This window comes from Facivitalis istanbulensis, assembly GCF_040560405.1.
Classification (GTDB): Bacteria; Pseudomonadota; Alphaproteobacteria; order Sphingomonadales; family Sphingomonadaceae; genus Sphingomonas; species Sphingomonas istanbulensis.
The window spans coordinates 51,025-69,853 of sequence record NZ_JAVSCQ010000012.1 but is presented as its reverse complement, the minus strand read 5'-3'; the positions used below and the strand labels follow the sequence as shown (position 1 = coordinate 69,853).

Sequence of the window (18,829 nt, the reverse complement as noted above, 5' to 3'; positions counted from 1 at the left end):
GACCGCCGACCAGGTTCATGAACGCCGCACCGCTGGTCGCGCTCGTCGGCAACCCCAATGCCGGCAAAAGCGCCCTTTTCAACGCGCTCACCGGCGCGCGACAGAAGGTCGGCAATTACCCCGGCGTCACCGTCGAGCGCCATTCCGGCCGACTCGTGCTGGACGATGGCCGCCCGGTCGAACTCGTCGACCTGCCCGGCGCCTACAGCCTCGATCCCGGCAGCCTGGACGAACAGGTCACGCGCAACGTCGTCCTGGGCTCGCAATCGGGCGAGCGCCGTCCCGATGCGCTGGTGGTGGTGGTCGACGCCGCCAATCTCGACAATCATCTTCGCTTCGCGCTGCAACTGATCGCGCTCGGCCTGCCGGTCGTGGTCGCGCTCAACATGGTCGACCTCGCCGAGCGCGATGGCCTGACGCTCGATGCCGATATCCTGGCCCGCGAACTGGGCGTGAAGGTCATCCCGACCGTCGCGGTCCGCCGTCGCGGGCTCGACCAGCTCAGGGCCGAGATCGACCGGCTGGTTTCGGAGGGACATCCCCGCCCCGCAGCGGCCACCGACCGGATCGACGATATCGTCACGCTGCAACGCCGCGCGCGCCAGCTCGCCGCCGCCGCGACGGTGGCAGAGACGCCGACCCGCCGCTGGACCAACATCCTCGACTCGGTCGCGCTGCATCCGATCTTCGGACCGATCCTGCTCGTCGCACTGCTGTTCGTCATGTTCCAGGCGGTGTTCGCCTGGTCCCAGACGCCGATCGAATGGATCGAGGCCGGCTTCAAATGGCTGGAGCTCGAGGTCGGGGCCGCGCTGCCCGACAACTGGTTCCGCAGTCTGATCACCGACGGCCTGATCGCCGGTGTCGGCGCGGTCATCGTCTTCCTGCCGCAGATCCTGATCCTGTTCCTCTTCATCCTGGTACTGGAGGCGACCGGCTATATGGTCCGGGCCGCATTCCTGATGGACCGGCTGATGGCACAGGTGGGGCTGTCGGGACGCGCGTTCATTCCGCTCCTTTCCTCCTTTGCCTGCGCGGTGCCGGGCATCATGGCGACGCGGACGATCGATGACGAGAAGGACCGGCTGACCACCATCCTGATCGCGCCGCTCATGACCTGCTCGGCGCGGTTGCCCGTCTACACCATCATCATCGGTGCCTTCATCCCCGACCGGCAGGTGTTGCCCTTTGTCGGGTTACAGGGCCTGGTGCTGCTGGGCCTCTATCTGATGGGCATTCTCGGCGCGTTCGTTGCCGCGCTGCTGCTGCGGCGCACGGTGACCAAGGGCGCGTCGTCGGGATTCATGATGGAAATGCCCAAATATCAGTGGCCGCATCTGCGCGACGTGGTGCTGGGGCTGTGGAGCCGTGCGCTGATCTTCCTGAAGCGCGCCGGGACCACCATCGCGATGACCACAATCATCCTGTGGGCCCTGCTATCCTTCCCCAAGCCGCCCGAGGGATCGGGCATCTCGCCGGTCGATTATTCGATCGCCGGGCGGATCGCGAACGGGATCGAGGTGGCGGTCCGACCGATCGGCTTCAACCGCGACATCGCGCTGGCGCTGGTGCCCGCCATGGCCGCGCGCGAAGTGGCGGTGGCCGCGATCGGCACCGTCTATGCCATCGACAATCCCGAGGACAGTCGCGGGCAGAAGGCGATCACGGAGAATCTGAAGCGCAACTGGTCGCTGCCCACGGCACTCGCCTTCCTGATGTGGTTCGTCTTCGCCCCGCAATGCATCTCGACCATCGCGGTCACGCGACGAGAGACAAACGGGTGGAAATGGCCGGCCTTCATGGTGGGGTACCTTTTCGTGACCGCTTATGTCATGGCGGGGATCACGTACTGGCTGGCGGTCTTCGCCGGCCTCTGACACCAAACGGGACTGATACATGGCGGGCAGCGTCAACAAGGTGATTCTCGTCGGCAATCTCGGGCGCGATCCCGAGAGCCGCTCCTTCCAGAATGGCGGCAAGGTGGTCGAACTGCGCATCGCCACATCGGAATCGTGGAAGGATCGCAACAGCGGCGAGCGCAAGGAAAAGACCGAGTGGCACACGGTCAAGATCTTCAACGAAGGTCTGGCCAATGTCGCCGAGCGCTTCCTGCGCAAGGGTTCGAAAGTCTATATCGAAGGCGCGCTGACCACCCGCAAATGGCAGGACCAGCAGGGCAATGACCGCTATTCGACCGAGGTGACGCTGCAGGGCTTCAACTCGGTGCTGACCATGCTCGACGGCCCCGGCGGCGGTCAGGGCGGCGGCGGCCGTGGCGGCAGCGACTTTGGTGGCAGCGACGATTTCGGCGGCGGCGACTTCGGTGGCGGCTCGAGCGGCTATGGCGGCGGCGCATCTGGTGGCGCGTCGGGTGGTGGCTTTGGCGGCGGCAACCGCGGCGGCTCGGGCAACCAGGGCGGCGGGAACACCGGCAATCGTGGCGGGTTCGGTCAGGGCGGTGGCTTTGCCGACGATCTGGACGACGACGTTCCGTTCTGATCGACAGGGATCTTCTCCAGGTGGGGACATGCGGGATACGGAGCATCGGTTTGATACGGCCATCGGTCGCAAGGATGGGAAGACGGAGATGTTCGACCCATCCGCCATTTCGGAGGAACAGCGCGCGGCGCTGATCCGCAGCTACGACCTGGCGGGCTATCGCGAGAATGGCGACCTGGATGATCTCGCCGGCTTCGCCGCGGAACTATGCCACGCCCCGGTGGCGCTGGTCAGTCTGGTCGAGCAGGAGACCCAGCAATTCCTGTCCGCGATCGGTTTCGACGCGCAGCTGACGCCGCGCGATACCGCGTTCTGCCCCCATGCCATGGTCGCGCACGAACCGGTGATGGTCGTGCCCGACGCACGGCTGGATGCGCGCTTCGCCGATTTCCCGCTGGTGACCGGCACACCGCATATCCGTTTCTACGCGGGCGCGCGACTTCTGTCGCCCGAGGGCGTGCCGCTGGGCGCGATCTGCGTCATCTCGCCCGACGCCCGGCCCGAGGGGCTGACCGCCTTCCAGGCTCGCGGACTGGAAATCCTGGCGACGGCGGTGATGGGCCGCTTGCAGGATCGGCGCGCGCGACGGGAGCATGAACGCGCGGTCGAAGCATCGGAGGCACGCGTCGCCGATAGCGAACAGCGGTTCCGGACGCTGGCCAACACCATGCCGCAAATGGTCTGGTCGACGCTGCCCGACGGCTATCACGATTATTATAATGCCCGCTGGTACGACTTTACCGGCATGCTTCCCGGCACGACCGACGGCGAGGCGTGGAACGGCATGTTCCACAAGGACGATCAGGATCGCGCCTGGACCCTGTGGCGGCATAGCCTGGCGACCGGCGACCCCTATCAGATCGAATATCGGCTGCGCCATCATGATGGCACCTATCGCTGGGTGCTGGGCCGTGCGCTGCCGATCCGCGATGCCGAAGGGCGGATCATCCGCTGGTTCGGTACGTGCACCGACATTCACGAGCAGAAGCTGGCGATGGAAGAGCGCGAGATCGTCAGCCAGGAACTGAGTCACCGGATCAAGAACATCTTCGCGGTCATCTCCGGCCTGATCGCCTTTGCCGCGCGGAGCCATCCGGGCTTTGCGGGGATCGCCGGCGACCTGCGCGAACGGATCACCGCGCTTGGCCGGGCGCATGATTTCGTCCGCCCACACAGTCCGCAGTCGCGGCCCAGGGGGCGGCAGGACAGCCTGCACGGCCTGCTTGGCGACCTGTTCGCGCCGTACCAGGACGAGACCGACTCGCGCATCCGGCTGTCGGGCGACGATGTCACGGTCGATGATCGCTCGGCCACGCCATTGGCGCTGCTGTTCCACGAACTGGCGACCAACGCCGCCAAATATGGCGCGCTGTCGCTTGCGGACGGCCATGTCCGGCTGGAAACCGAATTGCGGGGCGAGATGGTCCAACTGCGCTGGATCGAGGAGGATGGTCCGACGCTCATCGCGCCGCCGGTTCATGCCGGATTCGGATCGCAGCTGGTCGAACTGTCCGCCGTGCGCCAACTGGGCGGGCAAGTGCAGCGCGACTGGCGCGCCACGGGCCTGTCCGTGACGATCGACGTGCCGCAGGCCGCGTTCAGCCGCTCGCCCGGCACCGGGCCCAATCGCTCCGAGCCCAGCCACTCAGGGCCCAGTCGGTAATCGTTGGGAGCCGTGCCGCCATTCGCGACACGGCGACGCTTCAGGCAGTCAGGCCGAGCGGCACCACATCCTCGCGCGCATCGCCGGTTTGGCCGGTGGCCAGCGCCGCAGCGGCCAGGATCGCCCGTTCGCTGAATGGCTTGCGGATATAGCCCAGCGCCTCGATATCGGTCGCGATCTGTGCGGGATTGGCGGTGACGAACACCACCTTCACCCCATAATCCGCCACCATGCGGCGCGCGATGTCTGGCCCCGTCGCGCCATCGCGCAGGTTCACATCGACAAAGGCGAAGGTGCATTGCGGGGCGGTTTCAAAGGCGGTGCGGCTGTCCGCCGCGATGCCGGCCACGTCATAACCGGCGTCGGTGAGGATGCGCTCCAGATCGAGGGCCACGAATATCTCGTCTTCCACGATCAGTGCGGTTTGCTTCATTGTCAGATTCCCGTCACTTTCCCCGTTAACGGGTTGATCCAGATAAAGTTCCATTTTGGTCACAATTCTAGCGACGCAGCAGAAAAACCGCATGTTCGGCGCGGAAATTCGCCGCCGCCGCGCTGGTCGGCCGACCGCGTGACAGGAACCAGCTTCCCTCCACGGTGATGCGCCGCTGCCGGACGAAGGCGCGGAAATCGTCGATCGTCACATGGTGGATATTGGGCGTGTCATACCATTGCTCGGGCAGCAATTTCGTCACCGGCATCCGCCCGCCCCACAGCAGCGACAGCCGGACCCGCCAATGCGCGAAATTGGGGAAGGAAACGAAGGCGCGCTGGCCGATCCGCAACAGATGGTCGAGCACCTGGTCCGGCGCGCGGGCGGTCTGCAACGTCTGGCTGAGGATCGCATAGTCGAACCCCTTGTCGGGATAGCCCGCCAGATCGACATCGGCATCGCCCTGCACCACCGCCAGCCCGCGTGCGACCGCCGAGGCGACATTGGTCGGATCGATCTCCAGCCCCCGCGCATCCACGCCCGCCCCGTCGCGCAGCGCCGCCATCAACTGGCCGTCGCCGCAGCCGATATCGAGCACCCGCGCGCCGCGTGCGACATGCGCGGCGATGATCGCCAGATCGGGACGCAGCACGATGTCGCTCACGACTCGGCCCGCAGGAATCCGTCGATCACCCGGTTCATCTCGGGCGCTTCGAGCAGGAAGGCATCATGGCCATAGGGGCTGGACAATTCGACGAAGCTCGCCGCCGCGCCCGCCGCGTTGAGCGCCTGCACGACGCTGCGCGACTCGGCGGTGGGATAGAGCCAGTCGGTATCAAAGCTGACGATGCAGAACCGCGTCTTCGTCCCCCGGAACGCGTTGGCGAGCAGCCCGCCATGCTCCTCGGCCAGGTCGAAATAATCGAGCGCGCGGGTGATGTAGAGATAGCTGTTCGCGTCGAACCGGTCGACAAAGGCCAGCCCCTGATGCCGGAGATAGCTTTCGACCTGGAAATCGGCGTCGAAGCCGAAGCTCTTGGCCCCGTCCGGCCGGTCGGGCCGCGCCTGCAGCCGGCGACCGAATTTCTCGGTGAGCCCGGCCTCCGACAGATAAGTGATGTGCGCCGCCATCCGCGCCACCGCCAGACCGGCCGCGGGAGGATCGTTGGACTCGTAATAGGCCCCGCCCCGCCATTTCGGGTCGGCCATGATCGCCTGGCGCCCGACCTCATGAAAGGCGATGTTCTGCGCCGAATGCCGCGCGGTCGAGGCGACCATGACGCAGGCACGCACCCGTTCGGGAAAGGTTGCCGCCCAGCTGACCGCCTGCATCCCGCCCATCGAGCCGCCGACCACCGCCTTCAGTTGCCCGACGCCCAGATGGTCGAGCAGCATGGCCTGCGCGCGCACCATGTCGCGAATGGTGATGACCGGGAAGCGCATTCCCCAGGGTTCGCCCGTCGAAGGGTCGATGGTCGCAGGCCCCGACGAGCCCATGCAGCTGCCGATCACATTGGACGCGATGATGAAATGCCGCGCCGGATCGATCGGCCTGCCCTCCCCCACCAGCCGGGTCCACCAGCCGGGCTTGCCCGTGCGGGGATGGCGCGAGGCGACATGCTGGTCGCCGGTCAGCGCGTGGCAGATCAGGATCGCATTGGACCCGTCGGCATTCAGCGTGCCATAGGTCTCATAGCCGATCTCGACCGGCGACAGCAGACCGCCACCGTCCAGGCGGAGCGGCCCCGGCAGCACGACGTGCCGGGACAGACCGAAGCGCTGGTCGTCGCCAGGGGATAAAGCGGAAACGGAAGCGGCCATGGCGCAAATCCGCTAGGCCGCGATGCTTGGCAACGCAAGGCCATGGCCGCTATGGCCTTCGCCATGACCGACCGCAACGCTCCCGAACCGATCGCCTGGGTCAAGGCGATCGCTCCCTATGTCCCCGGCCGCGCGACGACCGATGACGGTCGCAAGGTCGCCAAACTCTCGTCCAACGAGAATCCGCTGGGCACCAGCGAAAAGGCCCGCGCCGCCTTCGCCGCCGCCGCCGCGCATCTGGAGCGCTACCCCGATGCGGGTGCGACCGCGCTGCGCGAGGCGATCGGCCAGGTGCATGGCCTCGATCCGGCGCGGATCATCTATGGCACCGGCTCGGACGAGATCCTGCACCTCGCGGCGGGGGCGTTTGCGGGACCGGGGGACGAGATCATCCATGTCCGCTACGGCTTTGCGGTCTATGAAATCGCGACCCGGCGGGTCGGCGCGGCGCCGGTGGTGGTCGCCGATCATGACTATGCCACCGATGTCGATGCGATCCTGGCCGCCGTCACCGACAAGACGAAAGTCGTGTTCGTCGCCAATCCCAACAACCCGACCGGCACCTATGCGGGTGCGGGCGAGATCGCCCGGCTGCACGCGGGACTGCCACCCCATGTCCTGCTGGTCCTCGATCAGGCTTATGCCGAATATCTGGAGCCGGGTGAGGATGATGGCGGCCTGGCGCTGGCCGAGTCCGCATCCAACGTGTTGGTGTCGCGGACCTTCTCGAAGATTCACGGCCTCGCCGCCGAGCGGATCGGCTGGGGCTATGCCGCCGCGCCGATCATCGACGCGCTTCACCGCATCCGCGCGCCGTTCAACGTCACCATCGCCGGGCAGAACGCCGCGATCGAGGCGATCCGCGACCGCTGCTTCGTCGAGGCGTCGCGCGCGCACAACGCCAAGTGGCTCGGCTGGTTCGAGGCGCAGATCGCGAGCCTCGGCAATGCGGGCCTGCGCTGCGTACCGTCCAGGGCGAACTTCTCGCTGGTGCTGTTCGAGGGCGCGCTGACCGCTGAGCGCGCCTATCACGGGCTGATGGATGCCGGGTACATCGTCCGCTGGCTGCCCGGACAGGGCCTCGGCCATGGCCTGCGCATCACCATCGGCACCGAGGATGAGGTGAAGGGCGTGGTCGCCGCGCTGCGCCAAATGGTTTCGGCCGACTGATGCTGCCCTTCGTCCGGATCACGATCATCGGCCTGGGGCTGATCGGCTCCTCGGTCGCGCGCGCCGTGCGCAAGGCAATGCCCACCGCACGGATCACCGCCTATGACGCCGATCCGGCGGTGCGCGAGACGGTGCGCGCGCTCGACCTGGCGGACGACGTCGCGGACACCGCAGGCGCGAGCGTGATCGACGCCGACTTCGTCATCCTGTGCGTGCCGGTCGGCGCGATGGGCGCGGTCGCCGCCGACTTCGCCGACGACCTGCCCGAGGATGCGATCGTCTCCGATGTCGGAAGCTGCAAGGCCGCCGTGCTCGCCGCGCTGACCGAGGCCTTGCCCGGCGCGACGATCATCCCCGCACACCCGGTCGCGGGGACCGAGCGCAGCGGGCCGGAGGCGGGCTTCGCCACGCTGTTCCAGAAGCGCTGGTGCATCGTCACCCCGCCCGAGGGTGCCGATGCGCTGGCGGTCGAGCGGGTCGCCGAATTCTGGCGGCGGCTGGGCGCCGATGTCGAGCTGATGGCGCCCGAGCATCACGACCGGGTGCTGGCCGTCACCAGCCATTTGCCGCACCTCATCGCCTATACGATCGTGGGCACCGCCAGCGATCTGGAGGAAGTGACCCAGTCCGAGGTCATCAAATATTCAGCGGGGGGCTTCCGCGACTTCACCCGCATCGCGGCGTCGGATCCGACCATGTGGCGCGACGTGTTCCTGACCAATCGCGAAGCGGTGCTGGAGATGCTCCAGCGCTTTTCGGAGGATCTCAGCCAGCTTCAGCGCGCGATCCGCTGGGGCAAGGGGGACGAACTGTTCGACCTGTTCAGCCGGACCCGCGCCATCCGCCGCTCGATCATCGACCAGGGCCAGGACGATGCGCGCGAGGATTTCGGGCGGAGCCATCAGCCATAGGTCTTCGGATGGCGGAGGCGTTCCCGCCCGGCCGTCCTTCCCCCTTTCCCGGTCCTATCGCGAAGGATCGCACTCCAGCGCGTTGATCGCGGCATGGACCTTCGCCTCGGCCTCGGCGCGCGGCAGGCCGGGGGGAACCACCGCGCCGAAGCGCAACGTCACCACCCCCGGCCGCTTCAGCCCCTTGCGCGGCCAGACATCCCCCGAATCGGTCGCCACCGGCACCACCGGCAGGTTGAGCATCCGGTAAAGCCCCGCGAAACCGGGCTTGAGCGGCGGCGTCTCGCCGGGCGTCACCCGCGTGCCTTCGGGAAAGATCAGGATCGAGCGCCCCTCGGCCAGCGCGGCCTGCGCATCGCGCATCATGCCGCGCATCGCCCGGGCCGAGGCGTTGCGGTCCACCACGATCGCCCCATAGCGCCGCGCCGCCCAGCCCCAGAGCGGAATGTCGATCAGTTCGCGCTTCAGAACCATGGCGGGAGCGTCGAGCAGCCGCTGAAGCTCCAGCGTCTCGAACATCGCCTGGTGCTTGGCGGGGTAGAGCGCGGGCGTGGCCGGCCGGTGGCCCTCTACCACCACGCGAATCCCCAGCAGCCAGCGCGTGCAGAGGCCGTGGAACCGCGTCCAGGTCGTCGCCCACCGCATGACCGCCCGCTGTCCGCCCAGCGCGATCGCCGGCGACAGAAGCACCATCATCGCCGACACCGGATAGAAGACCGTCACGAATAGGATGTTGCGAAACAGGATCACGCCCCCACTCCCGTCCAAAGCGCGATCCGACGCAGGATCAGCTTGTTATATTCGTTGACCAGCGTGCCCAGCCGCGGCTCGGATGGCACCCCGTCGCCCAGCACCACCACTTGCGGGCCCAGCGCCGCGACCAGTTCCATCCGCGCGCGCGGCAAATGCCAGTCGGAGGTGACGAGCCGCACCGTGCGATAGCCATGCTCGCGCACCCAGTTCGCCGTCTCCTCGGCATTGGACCGGGTGTCCACCGCCTCGCCGCCCAGATCGATGCAGCAGGCGAACAACGCGCGCGGGGTGTGATAGGTGCGCGCCAGATCGATCGGCCGCACGCCGGGGGCGACGCCGGTGACCAGCATCCTCTTGGCCTGATGCGCCTGGAGCAACGCGATGCCGCGATCGATCCGCCCCGGTCCGCCGGTCGGCACCACGATCGCATCGGTGGTGTTGTTCTCCAGCGCGCGCGGCAGGGTCAGGGTGAAGACCGCAAAGCCCAGGCACCATGCCAGCATCGCAAGACCGATCAGCCGCAGCATCTCAGAGCATCCGCCGCATCTGGCCCAGCACGGCCAGCCGCGCCGCCAGCACCGCCAGCGCGACGAAGCCGAAGGGCAGGGCGAACAGCATCGCCAGATCCGCCGGCCCCAGCCGCAGCCCGCCGAGGAGCTGCGATTCCAGCGCTCCCACCTGCCGCGCGATCAACAGGATCGCGGCCACCGCGAACACGCTGCCCGCCACCGCGCCGATCCCGGCGTCGAGCGCGATGCGCCGCTGGAACAGGCGCGCGACCTGCCGGTCGGTCGCGCCCAGCATATGGATGACCTCGATCGTGCCGCGATGCGCCTCCAGCCCGGCGCGCGCCGCCAGCATCACGACCGCCGCCGTCGCCCCCAGCATCAACAGGATGATCGCCCCCGCCAGCCAGGCGGCGGTATCGAGCAGCCGCCCGACCGGCCCCAGCCAGGTGGCGTGCGAATCGACACGAGCCGCCGCGCTGGCCCGCGTGACGCTGGCGGCGACCCGCGCCACCGCCGCACCGTCATCGCTGGTCAGGTCGACATCGATCAGCGCGGGGATCGGCAGCCCCGCCGCCCCGGCATCGTTGCCCAGCCAGGGTTCCAGCATCCGCGCCAGATCGGCCTGCGGCACCGCCCGCGCCCGTGCGACATCCTTGTGCGCGCGCAGCACGGCCAGCACCCGCGTGGCGGCGGCATCGCGGCGCTGCGCCTCTCCCTCGACCACCTGCACGGTCAGCCGCCCCGCCATCTGCCGATCGAGTGCCCGCGCCGCCTGTCCCGTCGCCAGCCCCGCCGCCCCGGCGAGCAGGGTCAGGAACAGCATGATCGCGATGACCCAGCTCATCACCCGCGCGCCGCCGACATCGTCCAGCGCGCGCGCCTCCGCCCCGCCGCGCGCCTTGCGAAGCGACAGGCGGATCACAGGCCGCTCCGTATGAGCGTCGATCCCGGCACCGAGCGGGGCGCGGGCGGCACCGCATCGGGCGGGACCATCCGCCCGCGATCGAGATGCATGCGATGCCCCTCGGGCACCCGCTCGATCAGGTGGAGATCATGCGTCGCCATCACCACCGTCGTGCCCAGCCGGTGGAGCGAATGGAACAAATGGAGCAGGCGCTCGGCCATGGCGGGGTCGACATTGCCCGTCGGTTCGTCGGCGACCAGCAGTTCGGGCCGCGCGATCACCGCGCGCGCGATCGCCACCCGTTGCTGTTCCCCACCCGACAGGGTGGCGGGCCGCGCTCCCGCCCGTTCGGACAGACCGATCCAGGCCAGCATCTCCCGCACCGCGCGGGCGATCTCCGTTTCGGCCATGCCCGCGACGCGAAGGGGAAGCGCGATGTTGTCGGCGGCGGACAGATGCGGGATCAGGCGAAAATCCTGGAACACCACCCCGATCCGCCGCCGGAAGCCGGGCAGCCGGTCGCGCGGAAGGATGACCGCATCCTCACCGAACAGGCGGATGATGCCCCGGCTGGGCCGCTGCGAAAGATAGAGCAGGCGCAGGAGCGAGGTCTTGCCCGCGCCGCTGGCCCCGGTCAGGAAATAGAATTCGCCCGATCGCAGGGTAAAGCTGACATCGCACAGGGTTTCCTCCCCCGCGCCGTATCGCAGACCGACATTCTCGAACTGGACAATGCTCGCCATGCCTTGCAGGCCTTGGCATGGCCCCGCCGCCGCTTCAAGCTCCCGCGCGGTATGCCCGGCGCTTCAATGCTTGCCACAGCCGGGGCGGGCGTGCTTACTGGCCGTTCATGGAGGCCCGTTCCGGTTGGCTTCCGCCCCGTGTGTTGAAGTGCCGTTCCGCATGATCCTCGAATGCCCCGAGTGCCGCACCCGCTATCTGGTGCCCGACAGCGCGATCGGGCCCGAGGGGCGGACCGTGCGCTGCGCCAATTGCCGCCATAGCTGGTTCCAGTCCCCGCCCGAGCCGGATCAGCCGATGCCCGACCACCCGGTCGAGACGGCACGGAGCGAAGAATCCGTCGACATGGTGGCGGAAGCGCCGCCGCCCGCATCGCCCCCCGTCTTCGTGCCGCCACCCGCGCCGCCGATCCTGGCGCAGGAGGATCAGGGTTTCGACGCCTTCGCCCATCGCCCGCCCTTCCGCGCGCGCCGCAACCCGGTGCGCCGCTGGACGATCGGCGCCATCGTGGCGGGCCTGTTGATGCTGCTGGGGACCGCCGCGATCCTGTGGACGGGCATGCCGGGCATCGGTGGCTGGCTGGGCGTCGGCAGCACCGAGTCGGCGCTGGAACTGCGGTCCAACCCGATCGAGCGGCGCGAGCTGGAAAACGGGTCCGAACTCTTCGCTATTTCGGGGCAGATCATCAATCCGTCCGCCGGGCAGCAGCGCGTGCCCGACCTGCGCGCCGAATTGAAGGATGCGCAGGGCCGCACCGTCTTTTCCTGGACGATCGCGCCACAGCAGCGGACGCTGGGCCCCGGCGCGTCGATGGACTTCAATTCGGCCAAGCTCGACGTGCCGCCCAGTTCCAAGCGGCTGGACCTGAGCTTTGCGGGCGAGGGCGGCGCGGTCGACTGACCGGCCGGCCGCTCAGGCCCGCGCCAGCCGCCTGGCGATCCACCAGAAGCGCGCGCCGTGCAGGATCGCCGCCACCAGCATGCCCACGCCCGAGGCCCAGGCCAGCGCCGCCGCGCCCCAGCCCCCGGCGACCAGGATCCAGCCGAGGCCGCCGGTGACGATGAAATAGGCAATGATGCTGTTGATCCCCGCCGCCACCTGGTCGCCGAGAGAGCGCAGCGCATAGACCAGCACCACTTGGATCCCGTCGAACAGGATGAACGGGGCCCAGATCGTCAGCATCGCCGCCGCAGCCATATGCGCGGCGGGCATGGCGGGGAACAGCGCGACGATCGTCCGCGCCTCGATCAACAGCGGCAGGCTGCACACACCCATCGCCAGCGCGGCAAGGGCAGCCGCGACCAGGGTGCGACCCAGCGCCGCGCGCGGCACGCCCTCCCCCACCGCATTGCCCGCGCGCACCCCCGCCGCCGATCCCAGCCCGAGCGCCAGCGCGAAGGTGACATTGTGCAGCGAGAAGACGATCTGAAACCCATGCGCGGTCGCGTCGCCCAGCCGGGTCGACAGCGCGATCAGGATCGCGAAGCCCGCCAGTTCCAGCCCCGAGGCGATGGCGGGAACGATCCCGAAGCGAGCCAGTCCCATGGCGCCCGCCAGGGTCGGGGCCCAGGCCGCGCGATCGAAGCGGCGCACGCCGCGTGCCGCCCCGCGTGGCAAGGTCATCGCGCTGACCACCATCGCCACCGATCCCAGCGCGGAGGCGATGACCGTCGCCAGCGCCGCCCCGACCGCGCCCAGAGTGGGCAGGCCCAGTTGCCCGCTCGCCAGCGCCCAGGCGAGCACCGCATTGATCGGCAGCATCGACAGATTGACCATCGTCACCCGGCGCGGGCGGCTGATCCCCTCCAGGAAGAAGCTCGCCGCGATCAGCACCATCTGAAAGGGATAGCCCAGCGCCATCACCGCCACGACCCGCGCGCCGGGTTCGACCAGCGCGGGGGCGACGCCAATGCCACCCAACAGGCCCGCACCGCCAAGCCCCATGATGAGCATCGCCGCCACGCCCAGCACCAGCCCCAGCACCAGGCCGTCGCGCAACGCCTGCCCCGTCGCGGGCAAATCCCCCGCCCCGTCCGCGCGCGCGGCACGGACCAGCACACCCGACAACCCGGCGAGCCCGGTAACGACCGCGATATAGGTCAAGGACCGGCTGGCCGACAGCGCGGCCACCTCATGCTCGCCGACCATGCCGACGACGATCACGTCGGTGACGTGCAGGATCGTCCAGTTCAGGCTGGTCAGCATCACCGGCCATGCCAGCGCCAGCAACCGCCGCACCTCCACGCCCGGAGTCGCGCCCATCGGCCCGGATGACGGCAAGGGTGAAGATCTTGTCATGCCGCGTGCTTAGCCGCTGGGCTGCGCCAGTCCCAAGCGATGATTGCGTGGCGCGCTCTGCCCGTTCCCCATCGCGAGGCCATGCGCAGGGATCAACACGAAACACCATTGCGCTCCCCGTATCGCTTTGCTAGGGGCACCCGCCTACCAGCCCTCCGGCCCGTTCGGAGGAGACTATCGAGTGCGGTCGTGGCGGAATTGGTAGACGCGCAACGTTGAGGTCGTTGTGGCCGAAAGGCCGTGGAAGTTCGAGTCTTCTCGACCGCACCAGATTTATCCGGACGCCGTATTGATCGCGGCCTCCCCTTTCCGACGAATCGCCGTGACGGCTCCCGCCCCGACCTTCCGATCGGGGCCAGCGCCTTATTTGCGTACGACCAGGTCGGCCAGGGTCGCAATGGGCAACGGCGATACGAAGCGGAAGCCGAAGCGCCCTTCCTTCACCCAGCAGATGGTGCCGAAGATCGCGGTTCCCGACGGGCGCATCAGGATCTGGCCCGCCTGCCCCGGCTCGACCGCGGCGGTGGCATCCAGCTTGGCGCCACCGGCCGACACGTCGCACATCTCCGCCATGAACTTGCGATCGCCCAGCCGCACCTCGACCGCCATCGATACGTCGAATCGCGGCGGACGCGGGGTGGTGCCGTCTTCGTTATGGGTCGAGAAGATACGCTCATAGGGTTGCGGCGAATCGAACTGGACGCCGGCCTTCTGCCCGCGGACCCAGCGCACCGTGCCGCGCACCGGCGGCAGGCCCCGCACCTCGACCTCGATCGAATCGCCGACATGCGGCGCGACGACGAATCGCGCCATCAGGCCGTTGGCGGAGATATTATGGACCAGGCAGACGCCCGGCTCCGCGCCGCACAGCTTGCCCAGCAACAGGACAGCCGAATGCCGCTTGCCAGCCCGTCGTTCCATGGCGGCGGCGGACTCCTGCTGCTCGACCTGTTCCATCCGTTTCCCTTAACTCCCACCCCGGCGACCGGGCACGGCATGGCTCCGGCTCGCCCGTGGTGTTGTTCCACTACTAATCCATCCCCTATAAAAAATTAACAGACCCTCCCATCGAAATGACGGAAAAGCCGTATCCTGCGGCGAAGCGGGGCATCACGGGCCACCGCTTGTGCAAATGGGGCGCCACCGCCGCTTGTCGTCGCTCCCAAAGCCTAGTATTTCGCACGGCCTCTCATGCCTCGCGCGTCGTCTTCCCGGTCTCCCCGGCCTCGTTCGTCCAAGCCCCGCTCCCCCTGGCGGCGCCGGATCGTCGTAACCCTGCAGGTCCTGATCGGACTGGGCGTCCTGTCCGCCGGCGCGCTCGCCATCGCGGTCTTCGTCGCCAAGTCGCAACTGCCCAGCTTCGACGAGCTGAAATCCTCGCCCAACGGCCAGATGATCCGCGTCCATGCCGCCGACGGCACGGTGATCGTGTCGCTCGGGCCCAGCTATGGCGAATGGCTGCCCTATGACCGGATTCCGCAGGTGATGCGCGACGCGACCGTCGCGGTCGAGGATCGCCGGTTCCGCGAACATCCCGGCGTCGATCCGATCGGCATCGCCCGGTCGATCGAGGTCCGCTTCGAAAAGGGCCACTGGCGACAGGGCGGCTCGACCATCACCCAGCAGATCACGCGCACCATCTTCCTGAACAACCAGAAGAAATTCGCGCGCAAGTTCCGCGAGGCGATCCTGGCGCTGGCGATGGAGCTGAAATTCTCCAAGGACCAGATCCTCGAGCTCTATCTCAACAAGGTCTATTATGGCGGCGGCGCGTACGGCATCGATGCCGCGAGTCGCAAATTCTTCGGCCATGGCGCGGATCATCTGAGCCTGCCCGAAGCCGCGGTGATCGCCGGGCTGGTCAAGGCCCCGTCCAACTATTCCCCGACCGCCGATGCCGCCGCCGCCGTGGGCCGCGCGGGCGTGGTCATCGCGCAGATGCAGCGCAACGGGTTCATCTCCGCCGACCAGGCCGCCAACGCCGATCCGCAAGGATTGAAACTCGCCCCCGAGCCCAGGCAGAACTCGGTCCGCTATTTCACCGACTGGGCGCTGCCCCAGCTCGACACGCTGATCGACGAGCAGACCGCGCCGCTCGACGTGTGGACGACGCTGGACCTGGGCATGCAGCGGGCCGCCGACACCGCGATCCGCACCGATGCGCCCGAGGGGACGCAAGGCGCGCTGGTCAGCCTGGACCGCGACGGCGCGGTCCGCGCCATGGTGGGCGGCAAGGATTATGTCGCGACCAACTATAACCGGGCGGTGACCGCGGTGCGCCAGCCGGGGTCGTCGTTCAAGCTGTTCGTCTATCTCGCCGCGCTGGAGGCCGGGCACAAGCCAGAGGACCAGATCGTCGACGAACCCGTCACGATCGACGGCTGGTCCCCGCGCAACGATTCGCGGCGCAATTCGGGCAGCGTGTCCCTGCGCACCGCCTTCGCCTATTCGCTGAACACGATCGCGGCGAAGCTGGGCCAGGAGGTCGGGTTCCAGACGGTCGCCGACATGGCCCGCCGCTTCGGCATCACCACCCCGGTCAACACCCACCCGTCGATGGTGCTGGGTACGTCGGAGGTGCGGGTGATCGACATGACCAGCGCCTTTGCCAGCGTCGCGAACAAGGGGGTGAAGGTCACCCCCTATGGCATCACCAAGGTGACGGCGAACGGCCAGACCATTTATACCCATGAGGTGGATCGCAGCCATGTGCTGGTGGCGCCCTATGTCGCGGCGGAGATGACCGACCTGCTCCAGACCACGGTCAACACCGGCACCGGCCGCGCCGCGCAGATCGGCCGCCCGGTGGCGGGCAAGACCGGCACGACCAGCAGTTCCAAGGATGGCTGGTTCCTCGGCTTTTCGAGCGGGATCACCACCGGCGTGTGGATGGGCCGCGACAATGGCAAGCCGGTCGCCGGACTACACGGCGGCGCCGCGCCCGCGCGGGCCTTTGCCGACTATATGCGCGTCGCGGTCGCCAACCGCCCGATCGAGCAGTTCGACACGCAGGTAACGCTGCCCGAATGGCAGCTCGAACCCGATGAGGAGAGCTATTTCGGCCAGCCCGACAATGGCGTGGCGGGCGTCGATGCCAACGGCAACCCGCTACCCCCGACGGCGGGCGATGGGCAGGACGGCGGCGAGACGATGGAGATCCCGACCCGCCGCGATCCCGCCGCGCCCGCGCCGATCCAGCAACCGGGACAACCCACGCAGCCCGACACCCCCGCGACCCCGGCCACGCCGCCCCAGCCGCAGCAGCGGCTGGACCAGGCCTGGATCGACCGGGTGACGGGCCGCGGATCGGGGTCAGCGCAGCGTGGCGGCGATGCGCGGGGCACTGCTCCGGCACGCCCCGCGCCGCCGCGCGATCGTCAGGACGAACGCCCGAACCAGTGAAGCTCCGCGCCATGCTGTCGCAACCAGGCGATGGCGGGCGCCGGGTCCTTGCCCAGCAATTCGGCGACCAGCGCGTGGAAGGCCGGCGCGTGATTCATGTGCACGCGGTGCGCGACCTCATGCGCGACGGTGGCGCGCCGCACGAAGCCGGGCGCGAGGATCAACCGCCAGCTATAGCGGATCGCGCCTGAGGAGGCGCAGCTTCCCCAGCGCGCCTTGGGGTCGGCGACACTGACCCTGGACACGGTGACATCGGCGAGGCGCGCGAACTCCGCCGTCTCGCGCGCCAGCACCTCCAGCGCCTGGCGCTTCAGCCACATCTCGACCCGCCGGCCCAGCGTGTCGACCGGACCGGAGGCGGACAGGATTTCACCATCCAGCTGGATGACCCGTCGGCGGCCCTCTTCCCAGTGCAGCGTCAGCATCCGGTCGCCAAAGGGGATGACCGCGCCCGGCACGAAGGGCCGCGCCCGGGGCAGGCGCGCGCGTTGCTCGGCGAGCCAGTCCTTCTTGTCCTCGGCCCAGGCGAGCGCGGTCTTCAACACGGCGCGGCGCGGCAGGATCAACCTGGCGGTGCCGGTGGCGGGATCGACGCTGAGACGGATGCGCTTGGCCGTCGGGTGACGGACAATCTCGTCGATCACAATTCGCGATCCACGATGTGATTCTCGAAATCGCCCGCATCATCCTCGCTGATCGTCCAGCCACGCACCGATTGCCCCGCGCGATGCACCGCCTCGCGGTCGCCGCAGATCAGATAATGCCATTCGGGCAGGGCCTCGCCCGCCGCGCGCAGCCGATAGGCGCAGGTGGTGGGCAACCAGTCGATCGCCCGGACATTGCCCATGGTCAGCCGCACGCATTCGGACACGAAGGCGCGCCGATGGCGATAATTGGAGCATTGCCCCGACCGCCGGTCGAGCAGGCGGCAGGCGACATTGGTCGGCACCAGCTCGCCGGTCTCCTCATCCTCCAGCTTGTGGATACAGCATTTGCCGCACCCATCGCACAGCGCCTCCCATTGCGCGCGGTCGAGCCGCTCGATCGGCTTTTCCCAGAATCGCTCCATTATCGGACCCATTGCTCGAGCGACGCGGCAACCGCCTCCGGCCCCTGATCGGCAGGGATCAGCGCCAGCGGCTTGCCGTCGGGGTCCATCAGATAGACCTGGCGCGTATGGTTGACGAGATAGCCGCCCCCCGGCGACGCCTCGCCCTTTTGCGACCAGACGCCATAGGCGGTCTTCACCGCCGCGATCTGCTTCGGCGTGCCGGTCAGGCCGATGATGCGCGGGGAAAAGGTCGCGGCGAACTGGCGCACCACGGCGGGCGTGTCGCGGGCGGGGTCGACGGTGATGAACAGCGCGGCGACCTTGGCCGCCTTCGCCGGCGCGCGCCGTTCGAGCAGCCTCAACCCCGCGCCGATCGCCTGCATGTCGGTGGGGCAGACATCGGGACAGAAAGTATAGCCGAAATAGACGACCCGGTAGCGGCCCGCAAAATCGCGATCGGTGACGCTGCGCCCATCCCCCGCGGTCAGGCGGAACGGCCCGCCGATCTTCGCCCCCGCCAGCGGCGGCCGGGCCACCGGATCGGAGGAGCCACAGGCGCCGAGCATCAGGCTCAGCCCCATCAGGAAAGACAAGGATAATCGGGTCATGACGCCGATAGCCTTGCTGTGATAAATCGCCGGTTGCAAGCCATGCCCCATTGCTCAGGAACGATC

The 18,829-nt window shown here is 68.3% G+C and carries 19 protein-coding genes and 1 tRNA gene; 8 read left to right on the top strand and 12 right to left on the bottom strand.

Features of this window, described 5'->3' with window-relative positions; all coding sequences use genetic code 11:
• The first annotated feature begins 17 nt into the window (after positions 1–17).
• From feoB to RN629_RS09460, 3 genes are all read left to right on the top strand, one after another.
• Positions 18–1,877, top strand: coding sequence for a ferrous iron transporter B (feoB, locus tag RN629_RS09470; protein WP_407035004.1), 1,860 nt, complete (start codon positions 18–20; stop codon positions 1,875–1,877).
• A 19-nt stretch (positions 1,878–1,896) separates the two neighbouring features.
• On the top strand, positions 1,897–2,499 hold the full coding sequence (gene ssb, locus RN629_RS09465) for a single-stranded DNA-binding protein (RefSeq protein WP_407035003.1): 603 nt from the start codon (positions 1,897–1,899) through the stop codon (positions 2,497–2,499).
• Positions 2,500–2,587: 88 nt separating this feature from the next.
• The gene (locus RN629_RS09460) at positions 2,588–4,162 is read left to right on the top strand and encodes a sensor histidine kinase (protein ID WP_407035002.1); all 1,575 of its coding nucleotides are present in this window, start codon (positions 2,588–2,590) and stop codon (positions 4,160–4,162) included.
• 40 nt (positions 4,163–4,202) lie between these two features.
• Here the strand turns inward: RN629_RS09460 and RN629_RS09455 are convergent, their stop codons facing one another.
• From RN629_RS09455 to metX, 3 genes are all read right to left on the bottom strand, one after another.
• Positions 4,203–4,595 (bottom strand): response regulator, encoded by a 393-nt coding sequence (locus tag RN629_RS09455; RefSeq protein WP_407035001.1) that lies wholly within the window; start codon positions 4,593–4,595, stop codon positions 4,203–4,205.
• Between the two features lie 67 nt (positions 4,596–4,662).
• A complete protein-coding gene (gene metW, locus RN629_RS09450) occupies positions 4,663–5,250 on the bottom strand; it encodes a methionine biosynthesis protein MetW (protein WP_407035030.1) in 588 nt (195 codons plus the stop codon).
• 5 nt (positions 5,251–5,255) lie between these two features.
• A complete protein-coding gene (gene metX / locus RN629_RS09445; RefSeq protein ID WP_407035000.1) occupies positions 5,256–6,416 on the bottom strand; it encodes a homoserine O-acetyltransferase MetX in 1,161 nt (386 codons plus the stop codon).
• 63 nt (positions 6,417–6,479) lie between these two features.
• On the opposite strand from metX, the gene hisC reads away from it, so the two are divergent.
• Both hisC and RN629_RS09435 read left to right on the top strand, forming a co-directional pair.
• Complete coding sequence (gene hisC / locus RN629_RS09440; RefSeq protein ID WP_407034999.1) at positions 6,480–7,586, top strand: histidinol-phosphate transaminase; 1,107 nt, start codon at positions 6,480–6,482, stop codon at positions 7,584–7,586.
• Positions 7,586–8,497 (top strand): prephenate/arogenate dehydrogenase family protein, encoded by a 912-nt coding sequence (locus RN629_RS09435; RefSeq protein WP_407034998.1) that lies wholly within the window; start codon positions 7,586–7,588, stop codon positions 8,495–8,497. Before hisC ends, RN629_RS09435 begins: the two co-directional genes overlap by 1 nt.
• Positions 8,498–8,551: 54 nt before the next feature.
• Here the strand turns inward: RN629_RS09435 and RN629_RS09430 are convergent, their stop codons facing one another.
• Genes RN629_RS09430 through ftsE form a run of 4 tightly spaced genes read right to left on the bottom strand, consistent with a single transcriptional unit; the run spans position 8,552 to position 11,406 of the window.
• Entirely contained in the window at positions 8,552–9,247 is a 696-nt protein-coding gene (locus RN629_RS09430) for a lysophospholipid acyltransferase family protein (protein WP_407034997.1), read from the bottom strand.
• Positions 9,244–9,777 (bottom strand): YdcF family protein, encoded by a 534-nt coding sequence (locus RN629_RS09425; protein WP_407034996.1) that lies wholly within the window; start codon positions 9,775–9,777, stop codon positions 9,244–9,246. The genes RN629_RS09430 and RN629_RS09425 overlap by 4 nt, the downstream gene beginning before the upstream one ends.
• A 1-nt stretch (position 9,778) precedes the next feature.
• Positions 9,779–10,681, bottom strand: coding sequence for a cell division protein FtsX (locus tag RN629_RS09420; RefSeq protein ID WP_407034995.1), 903 nt, complete (start codon positions 10,679–10,681; stop codon positions 9,779–9,781).
• Positions 10,678–11,406: a cell division ATP-binding protein FtsE gene (ftsE, locus tag RN629_RS09415; protein WP_407034994.1), complete on the bottom strand. Its 729-nt coding sequence runs from the start codon at positions 11,404–11,406 to the stop codon at positions 10,678–10,680. Before ftsE ends, RN629_RS09420 begins: the two co-directional genes overlap by 4 nt.
• A gap of 160 nt (positions 11,407–11,566) precedes the next feature.
• Between ftsE and RN629_RS09410 the strand changes: the two genes are divergently transcribed.
• Positions 11,567–12,304 carry a zinc-ribbon domain-containing protein gene (locus tag RN629_RS09410; RefSeq protein ID WP_407034993.1) on the top strand — a complete coding sequence of 246 codons (738 nt, stop codon included), beginning with the start codon at positions 11,567–11,569 and terminating at the stop codon, positions 12,302–12,304.
• A 12-nt stretch (positions 12,305–12,316) separates the two neighbouring features.
• Here the strand turns inward: RN629_RS09410 and RN629_RS09405 are convergent, their stop codons facing one another.
• Positions 12,317–13,702: an MATE family efflux transporter gene (locus tag RN629_RS09405; RefSeq protein ID WP_407034992.1), complete on the bottom strand. Its 1,386-nt coding sequence runs from the start codon at positions 13,700–13,702 to the stop codon at positions 12,317–12,319.
• A gap of 183 nt (positions 13,703–13,885) precedes the next feature.
• Here RN629_RS09405 and RN629_RS09400 point away from each other — a divergent pair.
• A tRNA-Leu gene (locus tag RN629_RS09400) sits at positions 13,886–13,972 on the top strand.
• Positions 13,973–14,065: 93 nt separating this feature from the next.
• Here the strand turns inward: RN629_RS09400 and RN629_RS09395 are convergent.
• Positions 14,066–14,659, bottom strand: a complete 594-nt coding sequence (locus RN629_RS09395; protein ID WP_407034991.1) for a PilZ domain-containing protein — start codon at positions 14,657–14,659, stop codon at positions 14,066–14,068.
• 234 nt (positions 14,660–14,893) lie between these two features.
• On the opposite strand from RN629_RS09395, the gene RN629_RS09390 reads away from it, so the two are divergent.
• Positions 14,894–17,104 carry a transglycosylase domain-containing protein gene (locus RN629_RS09390; protein WP_407034990.1) on the top strand — a complete coding sequence of 737 codons (2,211 nt, stop codon included), beginning with the start codon at positions 14,894–14,896 and terminating at the stop codon, positions 17,102–17,104.
• On the opposite strand, the gene RN629_RS09385 is transcribed toward RN629_RS09390, so the two are convergent.
• From RN629_RS09385 to RN629_RS09375, 3 genes are read right to left on the bottom strand one after another with little or no spacing between them, the layout of a single operon-like run.
• The gene (locus tag RN629_RS09385) at positions 17,080–17,748 is read right to left on the bottom strand and encodes a M48 family metallopeptidase (protein WP_407034989.1); all 669 of its coding nucleotides are present in this window, start codon (positions 17,746–17,748) and stop codon (positions 17,080–17,082) included. The genes RN629_RS09390 and RN629_RS09385 overlap by 25 nt on opposite strands.
• Entirely contained in the window at positions 17,745–18,173 is a 429-nt protein-coding gene (locus RN629_RS09380; RefSeq protein ID WP_407034988.1) for a YcgN family cysteine cluster protein, read from the bottom strand. Before RN629_RS09380 ends, RN629_RS09385 begins: the two co-directional genes overlap by 4 nt.
• On the bottom strand, positions 18,173–18,763 hold the full coding sequence (locus RN629_RS09375; protein WP_407034987.1) for an SCO family protein: 591 nt from the start codon (positions 18,761–18,763) through the stop codon (positions 18,173–18,175). The genes RN629_RS09380 and RN629_RS09375 overlap by 1 nt, the downstream gene beginning before the upstream one ends.
• Between the last annotated feature and the right edge of the window lie 66 nt (positions 18,764–18,829).